This is a genomic window from Streptomyces sp. WG7, assembly GCF_049975785.1.
In the GTDB taxonomy this organism is placed as follows: Bacteria; Actinomycetota; Actinomycetes; order Streptomycetales; family Streptomycetaceae; genus Streptomyces.
In genome coordinates this window covers 13,027-34,444 of record NZ_JBNGGE010000059.1, presented here as the reverse complement: position 1 = coordinate 34,444, position 21,418 = coordinate 13,027, and the positions used below count along the sequence as shown (strand labels likewise).

Sequence of the window (21,418 nt, the reverse complement as noted above, 5' to 3'; positions counted from 1 at the left end):
GTACTCCCATGCCTGCCCCATCGCAACCGTCTCACGATGTCGTCGAGCGGTTGCTGCTGCGCGCGGACCTGCTGCGTCAGCTGCTGGAGGCCGACCGCGAGCGCAGCTCAGCCACGGCCGACTCGGCTCAGCGTGCGACGGCTGCCTCAGCCTTGCCCCAGCCGTAGCGCGGCCCAGGTAGGACTGCGACGGGCTTCCGGATTTCGCTTCGCGTGTCAAGACGAGCGTGTTGCCCGCCCCGGTGTCGTAGTCCAGCGCGCAGCTCGTCCTTCGAGTACGTGATGGCCCGCTCTGGGGGGCCGTGATGCGCGTGCTCGCCGACGTCCAGGCCGATGAAGACGCCCACCTGGTTGATGTCGATCACCGTGCCCCCACATGCGTCGATGCGTGCCGGCGCCAAGGCCGGGAGCCGTTCTCGCGCATCCACGTCATGCAGACCTGCCGCCCGCGAGCGGCCGGGCATTGCGCCCGGCCCGGCGGCGGTCGGGCCTCTGATCAGCGTCTCCGACGGCACCCCTCGGGCCCGGTGACATCACCCCCAGGTCATCCCGTCGACAGGGGGCAACAGTCATGCCGGGCCCGGAGGCCGGCGGCCCTCTCGCAGGACCGCAGAGAACATGACGGGGGAGCGGGGCCGTCATGTCGTGCAGGTGCCGGGCGGCGACCTTGAGTGCCTGTCGCAGCCGCCCGGAATGCGGTACACCCGGGCAGGTCAGTCCACGAGAGCGTCCGGGCTCGGCGAACGTCGTGCCCGTCGACCGGGATGGCCGGCGAGCCGGTGAAGGCGGTCTGCCCGGCTGGCTGCCCGCTACAGGTGGGAGGTGATGGCGGGCATCAGGTCCTGGAAGGTACGGCCGGTGGCGGGTTCGCCGATGGCCGCCATCTGCCAGCCCCTGCCGCTTCGGTGGACCTTGGCCATGATCTGGGCGGTGTGGTCGCCGCCGCCGGTGAGGGTGTGGCGGGCCAGTTCCTGGCCGGTGGCCTCGTCGACCAGGCGGCAGAAGGCGTTCTGCACTTCGGTGAAGGTCTGGCCGGTGAAGGAGTTGACGGTGAAGACGATCTGGTCGACGCGAGCGGGTACGCGCCGCAGGTCCACCAGGATCGACTCGTCGTCCTGGCCCTGCCCGGTGCCGCCGACGAGGTTGTCGCCGGTGTGCCGCACCGATCCGTCGTCGCTGACCAGGTGTTGGAAGAAGACAACGTCGATGGGCTCCTGGCCGGCGAAGAGGACGGCGGAGGCGTCGAGGTCGATCTCGCGGGTGCCGGCCAGTCTGGCGAAGAAGCCCTTGCGTGGTGCGGCCTGCCAGCCCAGGCCCATCCGTACGACGCTGAGTGCTCCGCCGTCGGACTTGCTCAGGCTGATCCGCTGGCCCTTGCCCAGGTTGACGATCATGTGCGGCCCTTCTGCTGTGCGATGCGTGTGTGGCGGTATGGCCCGGTGCTGTGTCGGTCCGGAGGGGCGCCGGGCGTGGGCCCGCCGCCCGCAGGGAGACCTGCGGGCGGCGGGGGTACCGGAGAGGTCAGACGCTGACGCCGTAGTCGGAGGCGATGCCGGCAAGGCCGGAGGCGTAGCCCTGGCCGATGGCGCGGAACTTCCAATCGGTCCCGTGGCGGTAGAGCTCCCCGAAGACCATCGCGGTCTCGGTCGAGGCGTCCTCGCTCAGGTCGTAGCGGGCCAGTTCGGCGCCGCCGGCCTGGTTGACCACACGGATGTAGGCGTTGCGGACCTGTCCGAAGCTCTGCCCGCGGGCCTGGGCGTCGTGGATCGAGACCGGGAACACGATCTTGGTGATATCGGCGGGCACGGTGGCGAGATTGACTTTGATGATCTCGTCGTCGCCCTCGCCGTCACCGGTGAGGTTGTCGCCGGTGTGTTCCACCGAGCCGTCGGGGCTCTTGAGGTTGTTGTAGAAGACGAAGTGCTGGTCGGAGACGACCTTCCCGGCTTCGGCGCACAGCAGCGCGCTGGCGTCCAGGTCGTGATCCGCACCGGTCGTGGTCCGCACGTCCCAGCCCAGGCCGACCAGGACCGCTGTCAGGCCTGGCGCCTCCTTGCTCAGTGACACGTTGCCACCCTTGGCGAGACTCACACCCATGGTTCTCCTTCGTTGTTCCAGTGCTCTTGTGCCGTCATCCTGCGTCAACGCGCAGGACCCTCCCATGATTGCATGCTTGCGCAATTGGTAGAGTATCGAGTGGGGGCCCGGCGATACGGCGTCCGGCGAAACGGCAGCAGCCGGGCGCCTCTCTTCCGGCGGCGACGGATCAAGGAGTGGGCAGGGTGTTCTCTGATGTGGGGCCTCTTGAGCTGGTGACGCTCGGGATCCTCGCCGTTCTGCTCTTCGGGCCGGACAAGCTGCCGGAGGTCATCCAGAACGTCGTGGGATTCATCCGCAAGGTCAAGGAGTTCTCCGACAGTGCCAAGCAGGAGATCCGCTCCGAACTCGGCCCGGAGTTCGAGGACTTCGAGTTCGATGACCTCAATCCCAGGACACTTGTCCGCAAGCAGTTGATGGACAACGAAGCCCTGGGGTTCGACGAAATCCGCAGCGCCTTCGATCTGGGACAGGAAATGACGGACGTGGCGGACGCCGTCCGCCAGGGACAGGGCGGCGGGGACGAGGGCGGTTCGTCCGCCCCCGTCAGCCTGCTCAAGAGCGGCACCGCGGCCGTCCCGCCAGAACACCCACGGTTCGATCGTGACATGACGTGAGCCGCAGCAATGTCGGCGGCGTATTCTCCGCAGCCCCGCGGGGTCCGGAAACGGCCGTCCCGAATGATTCCGCCCCTGGCGGGCTGAGTACCGAGGGCACCAGGCGCACTTCACGTGCAGCAGTCTCAACGACCAAGAGGATCAAGCATGATCACACTGACGAAGGAAGACGGCCCGGCGGATCTGGACGGGGTGACCCATCTCTCCATCGGGGCGTCCTGGGATCCCACCGCCGGGAGCAGTGGCGGGCTGCTGGGGAAGCTTCGCCGGAAGATGGGCACCGATCTCGACCTGATCGCCATCGCGATGCAGGGCGCGGAGCCGGTGCGGCTGGCCGGTCTTGACTCGCTGGACCCGCTGGGCAACGGCTCGTTGATCCACAGCGGGGACAACCAGACCGGGCACGGCGACGGCGACGACGAGACGGTGACGGTCGAGTTGTCCCGGGTGCCGTCCAACATCACGTCCATCGTGTTCATCGCCGCCGCCTACAAGAAGCGCAGCGCCTTCCAGAACGCGCGGAACATCAGCTTCAGGGTGTACGACGCGACGGGTGGCAGCACCCAGCAGGTCGCCGACATCTGGCCGAGCCTGCTCACCAACGACAACGGCTGCGCCGTGGCCAAGGCGATGCGGGACGGTGCGGGCTGGAAACTCCAGGTGATCAATGAGACCGGGAAGATCAAGCAGGGCGACGAGCAGGCCCTGATGCGCTTCGCCGTGAGCAAGTAGCGGCAGTTCCTGACACTGTCGCCGAAGGGGACTCCGCGGCGGCCTGGCAGGCGTCCACCCAGGTCGCGTTCGCTCGTGCAGGCGGTCGAGAGAGAAACGGGCCCGAGTACCCGGCTTCGCACTCGAGGCGAACGCCAGCATGTTGCCCCCTGGTGTTGTAGCCCAGCGCCGGCAACTCGTTGATGGTGTACGGCCCGGACGGCAATCGTGCGTTCAGGTCGTGCGGGTGCCAGGCGGCGGCTTCGACAGCCAGGTCCCGGTCGTCGGGCAGCTCTTCCCAGTCCCGGCCGGCGAAGCCCCGACCCTGCTTGGCCTCGTCCGAAAGCGGCGCGGTCCAAGTTCGCGATACCGAACGCGGCGCCTGGCTTGTAGCGTTGTCAGGCACGCTCCCGCGTGTGTGTGGACCTGAGGGAAAAGCGCGCGGGGGTGTAGTCCGCGGACCGCCCCGGAGGTGGCGGAGACGTCGTGCGACTCCTGTCAGGTGTCGCCGTGCTGGATGCACCAGGCGCCGCGGCACGCGGTGGGTTCCGCGGACTGTGGAGTGTGTGGCCCGCGTGGACGCCGGTGCAGGCCCCTTTACGCATCCGCATGGCGCTTGTCGTAGCGGGCCCTGGCGACCGCGAGGCCGGCCGCGTACAGGACGAGGACGAGGCCGAGCAGCAGGTAGTACACGGGCGGCAGGGCGGCCATGCCCAGCCAGGGTCCGAGGGGGGTGAGCGGCAGCAGCACCCCGATGGCGGCCAGCGCGGTGGCGGCGAGCCGGACCGGTCCCGGGGCGCCACGCTCGGCGGTGCGGCGGCCCGACCTGAGCAGCAGCATCACCAGCGCCTGGGTGAGGAGGTTCTCGGTGAACCACCCGGCGTGGAACGCCGCCTCGCCGTCCGCTGCGGTCGTTTCGTGCAGCGCGAGGGCGAGGACGGCGAAGGTGGCCAGGTCTGTGGCGGCGTTGAGCAGGCCGAAGCCGGTGATGAAGCGGAGGAAGGCGCGCGGCTTCAGGACGGTGGGCCGGCGCAGCGTGGCCGGGTCCGGCCGGTCGTAGGCGAAGGCGAGCTGGGCGGCGTCGAAACACAGGTTCTGGGCCAGGACCTGTACGGGAAGCATGGGCAGGAAGGGCAGCAGCAGTCCCGCGCCGAGCATGGCGATGACGTTGCCGAGGTTGGAAGAGAGCGTGATGCGCAAGTAGGTGGCGATGTTGCCGCTGCTGCCGCGCCCGGCGGTGATCGCCTGGTCGATGGCGGTGAGGTCCTTCTCGGCGAGCACGACGTCGGCGCTCTCGCGTGCCACGTCGACGGCGTCACGCGGGCAGATGCCGACATCGGCGGCGTGCAGCGCGGGCAGGTCGTTGACTCCGTCGCCGAAGAAACCGGTCGTGTGCCCGCGTGCGCGGAGCGCGGCGACGATACGGGCTTTGTGCGCGGGGGTGCAGCGTGCGAAGACGGTGGAACGGCCGGCCAGGTCGGCCAGTTCGCGTTCGGACAGCGCATCGAGGCGGGCCGCCGTCACCACCTCGCCCGCGTCGAGGCCGAGCTCGCGGCAGACGCGGGCGGCGGTGCCGGGATGGTCCCCGGTGAGGATCTTGACGGCGACACCGCGGTGGGCGAGGGCGCCCAGGGCGTCAGCGGCGGTCGGAGCGAGGGCGTCCCGCAGGGTGACGAAACCGCTGAAGGTGAGGCCGCGTTCGTCCTTCACGCCGTAGGCCCCGAGTCGGGCGGGGCGCTCGGCCCGGGCGACCGCGATCACCCGCAAACCGCTCTCGGCCTCCCGGGCGGCGAGGGCGAGCAGCCGGTCCCGCTCGGCCTCCTCCAGGACACATCGCTCCAGCACGTCCTCGACGGCGCCCTTGACGACCAGCGTGTGCACGCCCAGGCGGGCGGGACGGCGTACGACGGCGGTGGCGAGGCGGCGTACCGGATCGAACGGCAGCGCGGCAACACCTTCGTACTCCATCAGGTCGATGTCGCACGTCTGGGCGGCGTCCAGGATCGCCTCGTCCAGCACGTCGGGAACGGGCAGGTCGGCGAGTTGCAGCGTCCACCAGGCATTCGCCGCCGCCCAGGTCAGTACCTGCGGATCGGGGCGGCCACGGGCGTCCAGCGAGTGCTCGACGACGGGACGGTCCTGGGTGAGGGTGCCGGTCTTGTCCAGGCACAGCACATCGACCGCTCCGAGGTCGTGCAGGGCGGGCAGCCGTTTGACGATCACCCCGGCGCGCGCCAGCAGCGCCGCGCCGCGGGCCTGCACGGTGGTGATGATGACCGGCAGCATCTCCGGGGTCAGGCCGACCGCCACCGCCACCGCGAACGGGAGTGTCTCCAGACCGCGCCCGCGCAGCGCGGCGTTGGCCATCAGCACCAGCGGTGGAGTGAGCAGCATGAAACGGATGAGGATCCAGGAGATCCCGTGCACCGACCGGTCGAACCCGGTCCGCTCTCGCTGCCGCCCGGTGTCGCTGTGCGCGGCGGCGAAACGGGTACGTGCGCCGGTCGCGACGACCACTGCCGAGGCATTGCCCGAGGCCACGCTACTGCCCTGGAAGCACAGCTGCGGCTGCCCGAGCAGGTCCGTACACGGATCCTCGGGCGCGTCGACGGGGTACTTGGGGACCGGCGCCGACTCCCCGGTGAGCGCGGCCTGATGCACGGTCAGACCGTTGGCACGCAGCAGCCGCACGTCGGCCGGCACCAGGTCGCCCGGGCCCAGCCGGATCACGTCCCCCGGCACCAACAGGTCGACGGGGACCTCTCTGGCCAGCGGCTGCGCCTGTTCGTCGGTGCGCCGCAGTACGGTCGCGGTGGTGGCCACCAGCTCGCGCAGGGCGGCCATGGACTGCTCGGCCCGCCGTTCCCCGCCGGCGCGCAGCACACAGCTGACCGCCACCAGGACCAGGATCACGCAGGCGGTGCCCCAGGAGGCCACCGCGGCCGACACCAGTCCGAGGCAGAGCAGCACCGTGGTGAAGGGATCGCGCAGACCGCCCGCGACACGGCGGGGCCAGGAGACGGACCGCGACGCGGGCAGGGTGTTCTCGCCGAACCGGGCCAGGCGCTCATCGGCCCGCGCCTCCACCAGCCCACGCGGCCCGCTGCCCAGAAAACGCAGTACCTGCAGTGGCGTGAGCGTGGCCAGGCCGCGGAAGACGTCACCCGACGGTGGTCCGCTGCCCGATTCCGGTATGCCCTGCGTGTCCGGGGCGGTACGGCCGGGACCGGGGACTGCGGCAGTCTCAAGCACCGAAGCCGCCGAGACGTACCGGGCGTGAGGCGTGCTCGGCGCGGTCGGACAGCTGCCCGACCATCAGCCGCACCACGGTCACCACATCCGGGTCGTCGACCAGATAGACGTGCCGCCGCCCCTCCCGTCGCGACCTCACGAGACCGGCCAACTTCAGCTTCGTCAGATGCTGGCTCACCGCGGGCAGCGCGCCGCCCACCCGCTCCGCGAGCCCGGTCACGTCGCTCTCGCCCTGTGCCAGCGCCCAGACGATGTGCAAACGGGCAGGCGAGGCCAGCAGCCCGAAGGCCGCGGCCGCCTCCGCCAGCACCTCGGCGGGCGGATCCTCGAAGCGCCCGCCATTGCTCGCCACCATGTTCTCCCATCCCGCTCGGGCGACATCCGTGCCCCCGGAGAGACCCAGTCTAGGCCGCGCCCCGTATGTGCCCGGTGCGCTTCGGCTGTGGCGATACTCGGCGCGGTCTCCACCCCATCAGCTGCATCATGCCGCCGGAGCCGCCCGTCCGGTGCCGGCTCTGCTCCTCATCAAACGCCGGATGGCTCGGACCCTTGAGACCTTCCGGATCCGGCACGTGCTTCAGAGGGCATCCGATCTATGTAGTTGGTAGTCAGGGATGGTTTTGTGACTGTCGGTGTTGGCGGTCGTTGGGTGAGGTGTGAGTGCTCGTGTCCGTACCGTAGCTGTCTCCGACGCCCGCCGGCCTTGATCGAACCGGTCTTCGCCGCATGGCGAGCCCGCAGAACCGGACCCGGCACAGCGGCCCGGGTGCACGACCTGCGGGAGATCGTCAACGCGATCCTGTACGTCGATCGCACCGGCATCCCGTGGGAGTACCCGCCCCACGACTCCCCGCCGTACAAGACCGTCTACGACTACTGCGCCGAGCGGGAAGCCGACGGCACCACCCAGCAGGTCCACGACCTGTTACGGGACAAGGCCCGTCGACCCCACGGCCGCAGCACTCAGCCGACTGCGGCCGTGATCGACGCGCAGAGCGTGAGGACCTCGGCAAACGTGGCCGAGACCGGTCAGGGCATCGACGCCGGCGAGACGGTGAGGAGGCCGACGTACCAGCCGTCGGCGAGGACCGCGGCGAGGGCCTCGACATCGACCTCAGGGAGTAGCGGAGCCGGCTCGCGTCCGGACGCGGCGTCCGGACGCTGTCCGGGCAGGTCAGCAGGGTTGCCCGCTGGGCTCGCGGACGTCGTCCGGACATCGTCCCTGCAGGAGGCTCTCCACGAGAGCCGGCCCCGGCCCCGGTCCGTCCCCGTCAGGCGGGGACGGGCACCGGCCGACCGGTGCCCGCCGCTCGGATGTGTCAGCCCGCCCAGACCTCGGCCTCTTCGGCCGGGACGGTGGTGGCCAGGCCCAGCTCCTTGCGGGCGGCGACCGACTTGTTCGGGTCGATGCCGGTGAACGCCGGGTCGTAGGCGGCGTAGAACGTGTCGGCGTCGGCGGCGTCCGCGGCCTTCTTCCAGTCGCCGGCCGCCTTCGCCAGCGTCGAACGCAGCGTGCCGACCTCGGTACCGTCGATGCCGTTCAGGCCCTCGACGTGGGCCTGGAGTGCGGCCGCGACGGCCTTGGCCTGCGCCTTGTAACCGGGCAGGTCGGCCTCGACGGTGTCCTTCTCGGACTGGTTCGCCCACAGCGCCTCGTAGACCGCGTTCGACCCCTTGAGGTACGTGAGCTGCTCGGGCTTGAGGGACTTCGCGGTGTCCAGCGTGCCGCTCAGTACGCCCTTCTCGGCGGTGTAGGTGCAGCTCACCGAGCGGTCGCCCGTCGCCCAGCTCTCCGCGGTCGGGGTGTAGTAGAAGAGCTCGGCGCCCTTGGGGAGCGCCCAGGTGTCCGGGGCGTACTTCTGCGCCTCGACCGGGCAGCGGGTGTCCGCGATCGCCGAGACCCCGTCGTCGCCGGGGTACGCCTTGCCCTCGTCGATCGAGAACTCGCCCACGACCTGGCCTTCGTGCGCCTCGTCGCAGGGCACGATCTCGACGGTGTACGCCGTCCCCTCGGCCTTGCCGGACGGGTTGTAGCAGTCACCGGTGTCCAGCGAGAACACCGAGCGCTGGCGGGCCACCTTCTTCGCGCCGTCCTTGGCGCTGTCGACGGCGTCGGTGACGTCCGAGCACCCCACCGCGCCGATCGCGAGCAGGGCGGCAACGGCGGATATGCCGCGAAGGGAACGATAGGGGGCACGGGCAGTCATGACGTGTACATCCTCTTACTTGATCTTTATGAGGGGCATGCGGATCGTATGCCATCTCTGCACCCGGTCGTGACCCGGTGGCTCGAGGGCAAGCTCTCACCTCGTCGCGGCGTATCAGACTCGGGACGGGCCGCGAGGGTTGTACCGGTACTGAGCCGGGGGCACCGGTGCCCCCGGCCGGGCACCGGTGGGGCCCTGAACTCGCGCCGAGTGCGCGTCCGCCGGGTCCGTACGCTCGCCAGAGCCCTGGTGGGCCATGTCCTGCGTGACCACCTGGACGTGCGCGCCGCAGTCCTTGAGCGGCGCGGACAGTCCGGCAGCGCGAAGACGTCGAAGCGGTGGACCGCCGGTTCGGAGGCGGCGGGGTCCCGGTTGACGGCCGGCAGCGACTCGGAACCGTCCGGCAACCCGAAGGACGCCTGCCTGCGGCGGAGTCTGCGCTTCCACAGGCAGGTGCGGGCGGGCCGGCCCAGCGCGGCAGCCGATGCCGGCCGGTCCATGCCGGGGGACGATGTCGCGTACGTCGTCAGTCGTGGGCGCGCATGCCGACGGGCGTTGGCGTACCGGTGCTCGACGGGCCGCGGCGCGGGTGCTCCCCGCGTGCTCCTGACGCGGCCATGACGATCAACTAAGCTGCCCGAACGGCCCTTCCCTGGAGGTGCGGATGCGTCGCCCTGTCGCACGGAAACTGATGGTCCTGGCGGTCTCGGCCGCCGTGGTGTCGGTGGGGGCGGCGGCGCCGCCCGCCGCCCAGAGCAGACCCGCCCCACCGAAGACACCCGTCGCCGTCGGGTACGGCGGCGCGGTCGCCAGCGTCGACCCGGACGCCTCCGCCGCCGGCATCGAGATCCTGCGCAAGGGCGGCAACGCCGTCGACGCGGCGGTGGCCACGGCGGCCGCCCTCGGCGTCACCGAGCCCTACTCCGCCGGCATCGGCGGGGGCGGCTACTTCGTCTACTACGACGCCAAGTCCCGTACCGTGCGCACCATCGACGGCCGGGAGACCGCGCCGCTGACCGCCGACGAGCACCTCTTCACGGAGAACGGCGAGCCGATCGCCTTCGCCGACGCCGTCAGCAGCGGCCTCGCCGTCGGCACCCCGGGCACGCCCGCCACCTGGCAGGCCGCCCTCGACAAGTGGGGCAGCCGGAAGCTCGGCTCCGTGCTCAAGCCCGCCGAGCGTCTGGCCCGGCACGGCTTCACCGTCGACGACACCTTCCGCTCCCAGACGGCCGCCAACGAACAGCGGTTCCGCTACTTCCCGGACACCGCCGAGCTGTTCCTGCCGGGCGGTGAACTCCCGGTCGTCGGCTCCACGTTCAAGAACCCGGACCTGGCGCGCACGTACAAGGAGCTGGCCCGCGAGGGCGTCGGCGCGCTCTACCACGGTGAGCTCGGCGAGGACATCGTCGCCACCGTCAACAAGCCGCCCGTCGACCCGGACTCCGGCTGGAACGCCCGCCCGGGCGACCTGACCGCCAAGGACCTCGCCGCCTACGAGGCCGAGTTCCAGGCACCGACCAGGACCTCGTACCGAGGCCTGAACGTCTACTCCATCGCGCCCTCCTCCTCCGGCGGCACCACGGTCGGCGAGGCCCTCAACATCCTCGAGCGCACCGACCTCTCCAAGGCGAGCAAGGCCCGCTACCTGCACCGTTTCATCGAGGCCAGCCGCATCGCCTTCGCCGACCGGGGGCGCTGGGTCGGCGACCCGGCCTTCGAGGACGTACCGGCGAGGGAACTGCTGTCGCAGCGGTACGCCGACTCGCGTGAATGCCTGATCAAGGACGACGCGGTGCTCACCAGCCCGCTCGCGCCCGGCGACCCGCGGCACCCCGCCCCGTGCGCGGGCGGCGGCACGGCGGCGCCGACGACGTACGAGGGTGAGAACACCACGCACCTGACGGTGGCCGACAGGTGGGGGAACGTCGTCGCCTACACGCTCACCATCGAGCAGACCGGCGGCAGCGGCATCACCGTGCCCGGCCGCGGCTTCCTGCTCAACAACGAGCTGACGGACTTCTCCTTCGCCCCCGCCAACCCGGCCGTCCACGACCCGAACCTGCCGGGACCCGGAAAGCGCCCGCGGTCGTCGATCGCGCCGACGATCGTCCTGGACCAGCAGCAAAGGCCGGTCGTGGCGGTCGGTTCGCCCGGTGGCGCCACCATCATCACCACCGTGCTCCAGACCCTCACCGGCTTCATCGACCGCGGACTCCCGCTCGTCGACGCGATCGCGGCCCCGCGCGCCAGCCAGCGCAACGCCGCGCGGACCGAGCTCGAACCCGGGCTCTACGACAGCGGGCTGCGGGCGGAGCTGGAAGCGCTCGGGCACGCGTTCAGGGCCAACCCCGAGATCGGCGCGGCGACCGGTGTGCAGCGGCTGCCGGACGGCAGGTGGCTGGCCGCCGCCGAGAAGGAACGGCGCGGCGGCGGCTCGGCGATGGTGGTCAGGCCCGTCCGGTAGCGCGGGTCACAGCTCGGGGACGGGCCGCTCGGGCGTCCGGAACGCCAGCCGCCCGTCCTCGACGTCGACCGTGACCCGGCCGCCCTCCGCGATGCGGCCGTCGAGGAGCAGCCGGGACAGCTCGTTGTCGACCTCGCGCTGGATGGTGCGGCGCAGCGGACGGGCGCCGTACTCGGGCTGGTAGCCGCGTTCGGCGAGCCAGTCCACGGCGTCGTCGGTGAAGTCGACGGTGATGCCCTGCGCGTGCACCATCCGGCGGGTCTGCTCCAGGAGCAGGCTGGTGATCTGCCGCAGCTGCTCGCCGCTGAGCTGGCGGAAGACGACGATCTCGTCGATGCGGTTGAGAAACTCGGGCCGGAAGTGCTCGCGCAGCGGGCGCAGCACCTGCTCGCGCCGGGCCTCCTCGTCCGCCTCCGAGCCGCCGGCGCCGAAGCCGATGCCCGCGCCGCGCCGGGTGATCACGTCGGAACCCAGGTTGCTGGTCATCACGACGACCGCGTTGCTGAAGTCCACCGTCCGGCCCTGCGAGTCGGTCAGCCGGCCGTCGTCCAGCACCTGGAGGAGGATGTTGAAGACGTCCGGGTGCGCCTTCTCCACCTCGTCGAGCAGGAGCAGGGAGTACGGGTGCCGGCGCACCACCTCGGTGAGCTGACCGGCCTCCTCGTGCCCGACGTAGCCGGGCGGGGCGCCGACCAGGCGGCTGACGGTGTGCCGCTCCTGGTACTCGCTCATGTCCAGCCGGACCATCCGGTCCTCGCTGCCGAACAGCGCCTCGGCCAGCGCGCGGGCCAGCTCGGTCTTGCCGACGCCGGTCGGGCCGAGGAAGAGGAAGCTGCCGATGGGCCGGTCGGGGCTGGAGAGCCCGGCGCGGGAGCGCAGTACGGCGTCGGAGACGACCCGTACGGCCTCCTCCTGGCCGACCACCCGCTCGTGCAGGTGGGACTCGAGGCCCAGCAGGCGGTCCTTCTCCTCCTGGGTGAGGCTGCTGACCGGGATGCCGGTCTGCCGGGACACCACCTCGGCGATGGACTCGGTGCCGACGACCAGGTTGAGGCCCTCGTCGGCCTCGCCGCCGCCGTCGGCCTCGGTGATCCGCTGCTTCAGTTCGGTGATCCGGTCGCGCAGCTGCATGGCCTGCTCGTACTGCTCGTCCGTGACCGCCTGGTCCTTGTCCCGGATCAGCTGGTCGACCTCGCGCTCCATGGCCCGTACGTCCGTGCCCTTGGTGCGCGACTGCAGTCGCACGCGGGCGCCCGCCTGGTCGATCAGGTCGATGGCCTTGTCCGGCAGCCTGCGGTCGGTGAGGTAGCGGTCGGACATCTCCACGGCCGCCACCAGTGCCTCGTCGGTGTAACGCACCTGGTGGTGGGCCTCGTAGCGGTCGCGCAGGCCGCGCAGGATCTCGACGGCGTCCGCGGTGGTGGGCTCGGGCACCAGGATCGGCTGGAAGCGGCGGGCGAGGGCCGCGTCCTTCTCGATCCGGCGGTACTCCTCCAGCGTGGTGGCGCCCACGATGTGCAGCTCGCCGCGGGCCAGCGCCGGCTTGAGGATGTTCCCGGCGTCCATCGAGCCGCCCTCGCCGCCACCGCCCGCGCCGACGACGGTGTGCAGCTCGTCGATGAAGATGATCAGCTGGTCGGAGTGGGCGCGGATCTCGCCCACGATGTTGTTCATCCGCTCCTCGAAGTCGCCCCGGTAGCGGGTGCCGGCGACCACGCCGGTCAGGTCCAGCGCGACCACCCGGCGGCCGACCAGCACGTCGGGCACGTCGCCGTCGGTGATGCGCTGCGCCAGCCCCTCCACCACGGCGGTCTTGCCGACGCCCGCGTCACCGATGAGCACCGGGTTGTTCTTGCCGCGGCGGGAGAGCACCTCGACGGTCTGCTCGATCTCCTCCTCGCGCCCGATCACCGGGTCGATCCGGCCCTGCTGGGCCAGGTCGGTGAGGTCGCGGCCGTACTTGTCCAGGGTCGGCGTGTTCGTGGACCGCGGCCCCTCCGGGCGGCCGGCCTTCGCGGCGTCCGGCGCCTCCGTCGGCAGGCCCGAGGGGGCGAACCGGGCCGCGTTCAGGATGTGCCCGGCGGCCGAGTCCGGGTTGGCGGCCAGGGCGCTGAGCACGTGTTCCGGGCCGATGTACCCGGTGCCGGTCGACCGGGCCAGTTCGTGCGCGTCCAGCAGGGCGCGCTTGACGGCCGGGGTCAGGGAGAGCGAGGTCGGCGGCGGTGCCTCACCCGGCGGGTGCTGCACCGGGCCGGTCCGCTCGTCGATCTGCGACGCCATCGCGTCGGGGTCGGCACCGGCCCGGCTGAGCAGGCCCCGGGTCGGCTCGGTGGAGAGCGCGGCCCGCAGCAGGTGCTCGGTGTCCAGGTCCCGGCTGCCGTGCTCGGCGGCGTACTGGGCGGCGCCGCGCACCAGCTCCCGGGCGGGCTGGCTGAGCAGCCGCCCGATGTCGATCTGCCTCGGCCTGGGCCCGCCGAAGAAGCGTGCCAGGAATTCCGCGAACGGGTCACCCTCCGGGCCCATGAAGCCGCTGGTCATCGTTTCCGGTCCTCCGCTGCTTCGCTGATCGACGTGCCGGGGCCGGGTAACCCGGTCGGGGTGCGCTCATGCCCAACATGACACGTTCTGTTCCGTCGGGCATGTGCGGGAACCCCGGCCCCCGGCCCGCCTCAGAGGCCGTCGCGCGAGGTCAGCACCCGCGGACCGGAGTCCGTGACGGCCACCGTGTGCTCCACGTGAGCCGCCCGGGAGCCGTCGTTGGTGCGCAGGGTCCAGCCGTCGGGTGCGCAGTGGTAGTCGTCCCGGCCGCCGCTGATCAGCATGGGCTCGATGGCGATGACCATGCCGTGGCGCAGGGGGAGGCCGCGTCCCGGCCGGCCCTCGTTGGGCACCCCCGGGTCCTCGTGCATGTGCCGGCCGATGCCGTGGCCGCCGAAGTCCTCCATGATGCCGTAGCCGGCCCCTCGGCACACCGAGCCGATGGCGTGCGCGATGTCGCCGATGCGGTTGCCGACGACGGCCGCCTCGATGCCCGCCGCGAGGGCCCGCTCGGCGGTCTCGATCAGCGCCACGTCCGCCGGGCGGGGGGTGCCCACGACGAAGCTGACCGCCGAGTCGCCCGCCCAGCCGTCGAGTGTCGCGCCGCAGTCGATGGAGACGAGGTCCCCGTCGCGCAGCCGGTAGCCGTCCGGGATGCCGTGCACGATCGCGTCGTTCACCGACGCGCAGACGACGGCCGGGAACGGGGTCTGCGCGAAGGAGGGGCGGTAGCCGAGGAACGGCGAACCGGCGCCCGCCTCCCGCAGTACCTCGTGTGCCACCGCGTCCAGCTCCAGCAGGGACACGCCCACGTCCGCGGCCTGCCGTACGGCGGTCAGGGCGCGCGCGACGACCTGGCCGGCGGCGTGCATGGCGTCGATCGATGTGTCTGTCTTCAGTTCCACCATGCCAATTACTATACCGGTATTTGAATTGGGTCCGTTCCGGGGGACCGGTATTACAATGACGGCATGGTGCGCACCCCCCTGACCCCCGAAGAGCGCGAACGCGGCGAGCGGCTCGGCAGGCTGCTCCGCGCGGCCCGCGGCGACCGGAGCATGACGGAGGTCGCTGCCGAGGCCGGCCTCTCCGCCGAGACGCTGCGCAAGATCGAGACCGGACGGGCGCCCACCCCGGCGTTCTTCACGGTCGTCGCGCTGGCCCGCGCGCTGGGGCTGTCCATGGACGAGCTGGCCGGGCGGTGCTCGCTCGCGGGGGTCTGAGACCGCCCCAGCCACCCCACCGGCCCCTCCACTCGCCCACAGGGGTGCGAAAACCGATCGACGCCGCGCCTTGACGACGATGGTCTTGGCAAGCCCGCCCGGCCGGGCTTACGTTCGTCCCTCTACGGCCTGCTCTACGGGCGTAGAGGCTCTGACGTCGTGTCGAAGGAGCAGCTCATGGCCAACGTCGTTCGTGCCGCTCTCGTCCAGGCCACCTGGACCGGCGACACCGAGTCCATGGTGGCGAAGCACGAGGAGCACGCCCGCGAGGCGGCCCGGCAGGGCGCCCGGGTCATCGGCTTCCAGGAAGTCTTCAACGCCCCCTACTTCTGCCAGGTCCAGGACCCCGCCCACTACCGCTGGGCCGAACCCGTGCCCGACGGGCCGACCACCCGCCGCATGCAGGCGCTCGCACGCGAGACCGGCATGGTGATCGTCGCCCCCGTCTTCGAGGTCGAGCAGTCCGGCTTCTACTACAACACCGCGGCCGTGATCGACGCCGACGGCACCGTCCTCGGGACGTACCGCAAGCACCACATCCCGCAGGTCAAGGGGTTCTGGGAGAAGTTCTACTTCCGTCCCGGCAACGCCGGCTGGCCCGTCTTCGACACCGCCGTCGGCAAGGTCGGCGTCTACATCTGCTACGACCGCCACTTCCCGGAGGGCTGGCGGCAGCTCGGCCTCGGCGGCGCCCAGCTCGTCTACAACCCCTCCGCCACCCACCGCGGCCTCTCCGCCCACCTGTGGCGGCTCGAACAGCCCGCGGCGGCCGTCGCCAACGAGTACTTCGTCGCCGCGATCAACCGGGTCGGACAGGAGGAGTACGGCGACAACGACTTCTACGGGACCTCGTACTTCGTCGACCCGCGCGGCCAGTTCGTCGGGGAGACCGCCAGCGACACCAAGGAGGAACTCGTCGTCCGCGACCTGGACTTCGACCTCATCGACGAGGTGCGGCAGCAGTGGGCCTTCTACCGCGACCGCCGCCCCGACGCCTACCAGGGACTGGTGCGCCCGTGACCCGCGACCTGTTCGCCCGCCACCGGTCCGTCCTGCCCGACTGGCTCGCCCTCTACTACGAGGACCCGCTGGAGATCACGCACGGCGAGGGCCGCCACGTCTGGGACGCCGCCGGCAACCGGTACCTCGACTTCTTCGGCGGCATCCTCACCACGATGACCGCGCACGCCCTGCCCGAGGTGACCAAGGCGATCAGTGAGCAGGCCGGGCGGATCAACCACTCCTCGACCCTCTACCTCAACCGGCCGATGGTCGAACTCGCCGAGCGCATCGCCCAGGTGAGCGGCATCCCGGACGCCCGGGTCTTCTTCACCACCTCCGGCACCGAGGCCAACGACACCGCCCTGCTGCTCGCCACCACCCACCGGCGCTCCAACACGGTCCTGGCGATGCGCAACAGCTACCACGGCCGCTCCTTCGGCGCGGTCGGCATCACCGGCAACCGGAGCTGGTCCCCGACCTCGCTGTCCCCGCTCCAGACGCTCTACGTCCACGGCGGCGTACGCACCCGAGGCCCCTACGCCCACCTGGACGACCGTGCCTTCATCGACGCCTGCGTCGCGGACCTCGAGGACCTCCTCGGCCACACCCGCCCGCCCGCTGCGCTGATCGCCGAGCCGGTCCAGGGCGTCGGCGGCTTCACCTCCCCGCCGGACGGCCTGTACGCCGCCTTCCGGGACGTGCTGCACGAGCGGGGCATCCTGTGGATCGCCGACGAGGTGCAGACCGGCTGGGGCCGGACCGGCGACCACTTCTGGGGCTGGCAGGCCCACGGGCGCGGCGGACCCCCGGACATCGTGACCTTCGCCAAGGGCATCGGCAACGGCATGTCCATCGGCGGCGTCATCGCCCGCGCCGAGATCATGAACTGCCTGGACGCCAACAGCATCTCCACCTTCGGCGGCACCCAGGTCACCATGGCGGCCGGCCTCGCCAACCTCAACCACCTCCTGGAACACGACCTCCAGGGCAACGCCCGGCGCGTCGGCGGACTGCTCATCGAGCGGTTGCGGGCCGTCGCCGCGCAGGTTCCGCACGTGCGGGAGGTGCGGGGGCGCGGGCTGATGATCGGGGTGGAGGTGACCCGGCCCGGCACCGACCGGGCCGACCCCGAAGCCGTGTCCGCCGTGCTGGAGGAGGCCCGCGCCGGCGGGCTGCTCATCGGCAAGGGCGGCGGCCACGACACCAGCGTCCTGCGCATCGCCCCGCCGATGTCCCTCACCGTCGCGGAGGCGGAGGAGGGCGCGGCGATCCTGGAACGCGCTCTGCGGAGCCTGTGACCACCGCGCACTGAGCGGAGGGGAAGGACCCGCCCCTACCGGCCCGGCGCCTACCGGCCGGCGCCTACCGGCCCGGCGCCCGGTCCCGGTGTCCCGGCGGCGGCGCGGCGGTGCTCACCACCGGGCGCCGCGCGCCGACGACACCGACGAGCGGGCCGGGTGCGTACGCCGCCCGCACCGCGCGCAGCCCGCGACCGACGAACCGGGCCCTGACAGGAGGGAACAGCATGAGCAGCCGTACCGTCATCCGCGGTGGCCTCGTCATCACCGCGTCGGACGAGATCCACGCCGATGTCCTGATCGAGGACGGCCGCGTCGCGGCGCTCGCCGCGACCGGCACCCCGGCCGCCGCGGCCTTCACGGCCGGGCGGAGCGACCTGGGGGGCGACCCGCCCGCAGGGTGGGGGAGGGTCGTCGACGCCACCGGCAAGTACGTGATCCCGGGCGGGGTCGACGGACACACCCACATGGAGATGCCCTTCGGCGGCACCTACGCGGCGGACACCTTCGAGACCGGCACCCGGGCCGCCGCCTGGGGCGGCACGACCACGATCGTCGACTTCGCCATCCAGAGCGTCGGCCACTCCCTGCGCGAGGGCCTGGACGCCTGGCACGCGAAGGCCGAGGGCAACTGCGCGATCGACTACGCCTTCCACATGATCGTCTCGGACGTGAACCAGGAGACGCTCAAGGAGATGGACCTGCTGGTGGAGGAAGGCGTCACCTCCTTCAAGCAGTTCATGGCCTACCCCGGCGTCTTCTACTCGGACGACGGCCAGATCCTGCGCGCCATGCAGCGCGCCGCCGGGAACGGCGGCCTGATCATGATGCACGCCGAGAACGGCATCGCGATCGACGTCCTGGTCGAGCAGGCCCTGGCCCGGGGCGAGACCGACCCGCGCCACCACGGCGAGGTCCGCAAGGCGCTCCTGGAGGCCGAGGCCACCCACCGGGCCGTCAAGCTCGCCCAGGTGGCCGGGGCCCCGCTGTACGTCGTGCACGTCTCGGCGGCGGAGGCACTGGCCGAGCTGACCCGGGCGCGCGACGACGGACTGAACGTCTTCGGGGAGACCTGCCCGCAGTACCTGTTCCTGTCCACCGACAACCTCGCCGAGCCGGACTTCGAGGGCGCCAAGTACGTGTGCAGCACCCCCCTGCGCCCGCGTGAGCACCAGGCGGCCCTGTGGAAGGGACTGCGGACCAACGACCTCCAGGTCGTCTCCACCGACCACTGCCCCTTCTGCTTCACCGGCCAGAAGGAGTTGGGCCGCGGCGACTTCTCCAAGATCCCCAACGGGATGCCGGGCGTGGAGAACCGCATGGACCTGCTCCACCAGGCCGTGGTCGACGGGCACATCAGCCGCCGCCGCTGGATCGAGATCGCCTGCGCCACCCCGGCCCGCATGTTCGGCCTCTACCCGAAGAAGGGCACCATCGCGCCCGGCGCCGACGCCGACGTGGTCGTCTACGACCCGCACGCCGAGCAGGTCATCTCCGCCGACACCCATCACATGAACGTCGACTACTCGGCCTACGAGGGCCGGCGCGTCACCGGCCGGGTGGAGACCGTCCTGTCGCGCGGCGAGGTCGTCGTGGACCGGCGGACCTACACCGGCCGCGCCGGCCACGGCACGTACACCCCCCGCTCCACCTGCCAGTACCTCGACCGCTAGGGAGGCCGCCGTGGACTTCGGCATCGTCCTGCAGACCGACCCGCCCGCGTCGGCGGTCGTCGAGCTGATGCGCCGCGCGGAACACAACGGCTTCCGCTACGGCTGGACCTTCGACTCCGCCGTGCTCTGGCAGGAGCCCTTCGTCATCCACAGCCGCATCCTGGAGCACACCCGCGACCTGACCGTCGGGCCCATGGTCACCAACCCGGGCACCAGGACCTGGGAGGTCACCGCCTCCACCTTCGCCACCCTCAACGACATGTACGGCAACCGCACCGTCTGCGGCATCGGCCGAGGCGACTCCGCGATGCGGGTCGCCGGCCGCCGGCCCCACACCCTGGCCGCGCTCGGCCGGGCGATCGACGTCATCCGCGACCTCGCCGAGGGACGCGAGACCGAGATCGAGGGGCAGCCACTGCGGATCCCGTGGGTGAGAAACGGCAGGCTGCCGGTCTGGATGGCGGCGTACGGGCCCAAGGCCCTCGCCCTGGCCGGGCAGAAGGCCGACGGCTTCATCCTGCAGCTCGCCGACCCGTACCTGACGGAGTGGATGGTGAGGGCGGTGCGCGCCGCCGCCGCGGACGCCGGCCGGGACCCCGTCTCCGTCACCGTCTGCGTCGCGGCCCCCGCCTACGTCGGTGACGACCTGGCCCACGCCCGCGAGCAGTGCCGCTGGTTCGGCGGCATGGTCGGCAACCACGTCGCCGACCTCGTCTCCCGCTACGGCGAGCACTCCGGCATGGTCCCCGAGGCGCTGACCGCGTACATCAAGGAGCGGCACGGCTACGACTACGGCCACCACGGCCGCGCCGGCAACCCGTCCGCCGACTTCGTCCCCGACGAGATCGTCGACCGCTTCTGCCTGCTCGGCCCGCCCCGGGCGCACGTCGACCGGCTCCGGGCCCTGCGCGACCTGGGCGTCGACCAGTTCGCCGTCTACGCCATGCACGACGCGAAGGAGGCGACCATCGACGCCTACGGCGCGGAGGTCCTCCCGGCACTGAACGCGTAGGCCCGGGGCTCACCACGGCTCCGGAGCGGTGAGGGGAGCGGCCGTCAGGCCGTGTATCGGGAGGGAATCCTGCGCATAGGGTGTCCGCATGTCGCTGAGCCACGTGGCCCTCTTGTCCGGACGTTCGATCGCGCTCACCGAGCTGCGGATGTCTTCGACCTATGAGGGGATGCTGGAGGGCCACCCGTGCAAGCGCATCAACGATATGCGCGTCAGGAGCCTCCAGAGGCAGGCTGAACGTGCGTTTCCCGCCACGCCGGTCCATCTGGTCCCGCCCTCCCGCGAGTATCCGGATCAGCCCGCCGGCGCCTTCGGACCCGTCGAGATGCTGCCTTCCGTGGCCTGCGTCGGCGCCTTCCGCTCGACAGCGGTCGCCCCTGGGCTCGACCCGGTGCTGCACCGTTCCGCCCTCACCGTGGTCTGGTTCCAGACCACGGTGGACGTCCCGTCGGGCGAGGAAGCCGACCTCGCGCTTCGCGGTCTTCGCTGGGAGGAGTCGGCCCAGGACTACGAGCTCTAGCGCCGGGCGCCGGGCGCCCGGCGCCGGTCACGGACAGGGCGGGGAAGCGTGCGCGCGTCCCCCTGCTGATCCCTTGTCAGTGGGCGACCCAGCCCCGCTTCCGCGCCAGGGCGACGACACACTCGCGGACCTGCTTGATCTGGTCCGCCGTGAGGGTGCCCGACGAGTCGAGCAGGGCTTCCGTGAGTTCGGCGCGGAACCGCGCGGCGTCCGTCGCGCCGTCTCCACCGGCGCCCCGGACGGCCTGCCGGTCGTCCGGGGCGCCGGCCGGACGGGAGGGCAGCCGAATCGCCGTCGGCTGGTGGACGAGGCGGATCTGCGAGGCCTTGGGGCCCTTGTCCCCCTGCTCGAGGAAGAACTCGACCTCGCGGCCTTCCTGGTAGAGGTACTTCTCGTCAAGCAGGTCGTTCGCGTGCATGAAGACGTCCTCACCCGCGTCCGCGGGTGCGATGAACCCGTAGCCGCGGATCTCGTCAAAACGCACAACCTTGCCGGTCATCAACACAGCACACACCTCCGACATCGGACCACTACAGCAGAGGGGCTTCGCACAGAGCACACCTCGAGAGGGGAACCTACAGTGCCGCGTCGCCCGGCCGGCGGGCACCTCGTCCTCCACGACCACGTGCCCGAGAGCGGCGGCCTTGTCAACGACGCCCTGCACCGGACCGGTTGACGGCGACGAAAGCATCCGGGTGGTACCACGCGTCCCGAACTCATGGGCCTGGCGTCGAGTGCGCTCCCGTACCCGGACGACCGGCCGTTCGGAGATGCGCGGCGGGCTGCCAGGCCCCGGACGAGG

The 21,418-nt window shown here is 71.4% G+C and carries 20 protein-coding genes and 1 pseudogene; 11 read left to right on the top strand and 10 right to left on the bottom strand.

The annotated features are described in order from the left end of the window. Positions 1–8: 8 nt before the first annotated feature. Positions 9–167 carry a hypothetical protein gene (locus tag ACP4J0_RS34395; RefSeq protein ID WP_426602759.1) on the top strand — a complete coding sequence of 53 codons (159 nt, stop codon included), beginning with the start codon at positions 9–11 and terminating at the stop codon, positions 165–167. A 641-nt stretch (positions 168–808) separates the two neighbouring features. Here ACP4J0_RS34395 and ACP4J0_RS34390 read toward each other — a convergent pair. Together ACP4J0_RS34390 and ACP4J0_RS34385 are read right to left on the bottom strand one after the other, a co-directional pair. Continuing rightward, positions 809–1,393, bottom strand: a complete 585-nt coding sequence (locus tag ACP4J0_RS34390; RefSeq protein WP_364907053.1) for a TerD family protein — start codon at positions 1,391–1,393, stop codon at positions 809–811. Between the two features lie 127 nt (positions 1,394–1,520). Further along, positions 1,521–2,096 (bottom strand): TerD family protein, encoded by a 576-nt coding sequence (locus tag ACP4J0_RS34385; RefSeq protein WP_426602757.1) that lies wholly within the window; start codon positions 2,094–2,096, stop codon positions 1,521–1,523. A gap of 185 nt (positions 2,097–2,281) precedes the next feature. Here ACP4J0_RS34385 and ACP4J0_RS34380 point away from each other — a divergent pair, with 185 nt between their 5' ends. Beyond that, positions 2,282–2,713 carry a sec-independent translocase gene (locus ACP4J0_RS34380; RefSeq protein ID WP_426602773.1) on the top strand — a complete coding sequence of 144 codons (432 nt, stop codon included), beginning with the start codon at positions 2,282–2,284 and terminating at the stop codon, positions 2,711–2,713. A gap of 147 nt (positions 2,714–2,860) precedes the next feature. Continuing rightward, a complete protein-coding gene (locus tag ACP4J0_RS34375; protein ID WP_426602755.1) occupies positions 2,861–3,445 on the top strand; it encodes a TerD family protein in 585 nt (194 codons plus the stop codon). A 576-nt stretch (positions 3,446–4,021) separates the two neighbouring features. Here ACP4J0_RS34375 and mgtA read toward each other — a convergent pair. Further along, positions 4,022–6,676, bottom strand: coding sequence for a magnesium-translocating P-type ATPase (mgtA, locus tag ACP4J0_RS34370; RefSeq protein WP_426602753.1), 2,655 nt, complete (start codon positions 6,674–6,676; stop codon positions 4,022–4,024). After that, a complete protein-coding gene (locus ACP4J0_RS34365) occupies positions 6,669–7,031 on the bottom strand; it encodes an ArsR/SmtB family transcription factor (protein WP_426602751.1) in 363 nt (120 codons plus the stop codon). The genes mgtA and ACP4J0_RS34365 overlap by 8 nt, the downstream gene beginning before the upstream one ends. A 267-nt stretch (positions 7,032–7,298) precedes the next feature. Between ACP4J0_RS34365 and ACP4J0_RS34360 the strand changes: the two genes are divergently transcribed. After that, positions 7,299–8,093 carry a transposase gene (locus ACP4J0_RS34360; RefSeq protein ID WP_426602749.1) on the top strand — a complete coding sequence of 265 codons (795 nt, stop codon included), beginning with the start codon at positions 7,299–7,301 and terminating at the stop codon, positions 8,091–8,093. On the opposite strand, the gene ACP4J0_RS34355 is transcribed toward ACP4J0_RS34360, so the two are convergent. Together ACP4J0_RS34355 and ACP4J0_RS34350 are read right to left on the bottom strand one after the other, a co-directional pair. Next, positions 7,996–8,883, bottom strand: a complete 888-nt coding sequence (locus ACP4J0_RS34355) for a septum formation family protein (protein WP_426602747.1) — start codon at positions 8,881–8,883, stop codon at positions 7,996–7,998. The two genes, ACP4J0_RS34360 and ACP4J0_RS34355, sit on opposite strands and share 98 nt — an antisense overlap. Positions 8,884–9,108: 225 nt before the next feature. After that, a pseudogene (locus ACP4J0_RS34350) lies at positions 9,109–9,396 on the bottom strand (hypothetical protein); the annotation flags it as partial. Between the two features lie 151 nt (positions 9,397–9,547). On the opposite strand from ACP4J0_RS34350, the gene ggt reads away from it, so the two are divergent. Further along, positions 9,548–11,350 carry a gamma-glutamyltransferase gene (gene ggt, locus ACP4J0_RS34345; RefSeq protein ID WP_426602745.1) on the top strand — a complete coding sequence of 601 codons (1,803 nt, stop codon included), beginning with the start codon at positions 9,548–9,550 and terminating at the stop codon, positions 11,348–11,350. 6 nt (positions 11,351–11,356) lie between these two features. Here the strand turns inward: ggt and ACP4J0_RS34340 are convergent, their stop codons facing one another. Continuing rightward, positions 11,357–13,888: an ATP-dependent Clp protease ATP-binding subunit gene (locus tag ACP4J0_RS34340; protein WP_426602743.1), complete on the bottom strand. Its 2,532-nt coding sequence runs from the start codon at positions 13,886–13,888 to the stop codon at positions 11,357–11,359. A 131-nt stretch (positions 13,889–14,019) separates the two neighbouring features. Further along, positions 14,020–14,796 (bottom strand): type I methionyl aminopeptidase, encoded by a 777-nt coding sequence (map, locus tag ACP4J0_RS34335; RefSeq protein ID WP_426602741.1) that lies wholly within the window; start codon positions 14,794–14,796, stop codon positions 14,020–14,022. Between the two features lie 63 nt (positions 14,797–14,859). On the opposite strand from map, the gene ACP4J0_RS34330 reads away from it, so the two are divergent. From ACP4J0_RS34330 to ACP4J0_RS34320, 3 genes are all read left to right on the top strand, one after another. Beyond that, entirely contained in the window at positions 14,860–15,111 is a 252-nt protein-coding gene (locus ACP4J0_RS34330) for a helix-turn-helix domain-containing protein (RefSeq protein ID WP_398135859.1), read from the top strand. Between the two features lie 177 nt (positions 15,112–15,288). After that, positions 15,289–16,131, top strand: a complete 843-nt coding sequence (locus ACP4J0_RS34325) for a nitrilase-related carbon-nitrogen hydrolase (RefSeq protein ID WP_426602739.1) — start codon at positions 15,289–15,291, stop codon at positions 16,129–16,131. After that, complete coding sequence (locus tag ACP4J0_RS34320) at positions 16,128–17,411, top strand: aspartate aminotransferase family protein (RefSeq protein WP_426602737.1); 1,284 nt, start codon at positions 16,128–16,130, stop codon at positions 17,409–17,411. Before ACP4J0_RS34325 ends, ACP4J0_RS34320 begins: the two co-directional genes overlap by 4 nt. A gap of 64 nt (positions 17,412–17,475) precedes the next feature. On the opposite strand, the gene ACP4J0_RS34315 is transcribed toward ACP4J0_RS34320, so the two are convergent. Further along, complete coding sequence (locus ACP4J0_RS34315) at positions 17,476–17,640, bottom strand: hypothetical protein (RefSeq protein WP_426602735.1); 165 nt, start codon at positions 17,638–17,640, stop codon at positions 17,476–17,478. Here ACP4J0_RS34315 and hydA point away from each other — a divergent pair. The 3 genes from hydA to ACP4J0_RS34300 all read left to right on the top strand — a co-directional run bounded on the left by hydA (position 17,639) and on the right by ACP4J0_RS34300 (position 20,616). Next, positions 17,639–19,084 (top strand): dihydropyrimidinase, encoded by a 1,446-nt coding sequence (hydA, locus tag ACP4J0_RS34310; RefSeq protein ID WP_426602733.1) that lies wholly within the window; start codon positions 17,639–17,641, stop codon positions 19,082–19,084. The two genes, ACP4J0_RS34315 and hydA, sit on opposite strands and share 2 nt — an antisense overlap. 10 nt (positions 19,085–19,094) lie before the next feature. Further along, the gene (locus tag ACP4J0_RS34305; protein WP_426602731.1) at positions 19,095–20,096 is read left to right on the top strand and encodes a TIGR03842 family LLM class F420-dependent oxidoreductase; all 1,002 of its coding nucleotides are present in this window, start codon (positions 19,095–19,097) and stop codon (positions 20,094–20,096) included. An 88-nt stretch (positions 20,097–20,184) separates the two neighbouring features. Then, on the top strand, positions 20,185–20,616 hold the full coding sequence (locus ACP4J0_RS34300; RefSeq protein ID WP_426602730.1) for a hypothetical protein: 432 nt from the start codon (positions 20,185–20,187) through the stop codon (positions 20,614–20,616). Between the two features lie 76 nt (positions 20,617–20,692). Here ACP4J0_RS34300 and ACP4J0_RS34295 read toward each other — a convergent pair whose 3' ends face one another. Next, positions 20,693–21,115, bottom strand: a complete 423-nt coding sequence (locus ACP4J0_RS34295) for a cold shock domain-containing protein (RefSeq protein ID WP_426602728.1) — start codon at positions 21,113–21,115, stop codon at positions 20,693–20,695. Positions 21,116–21,418: the final 303 nt, after the last annotated feature.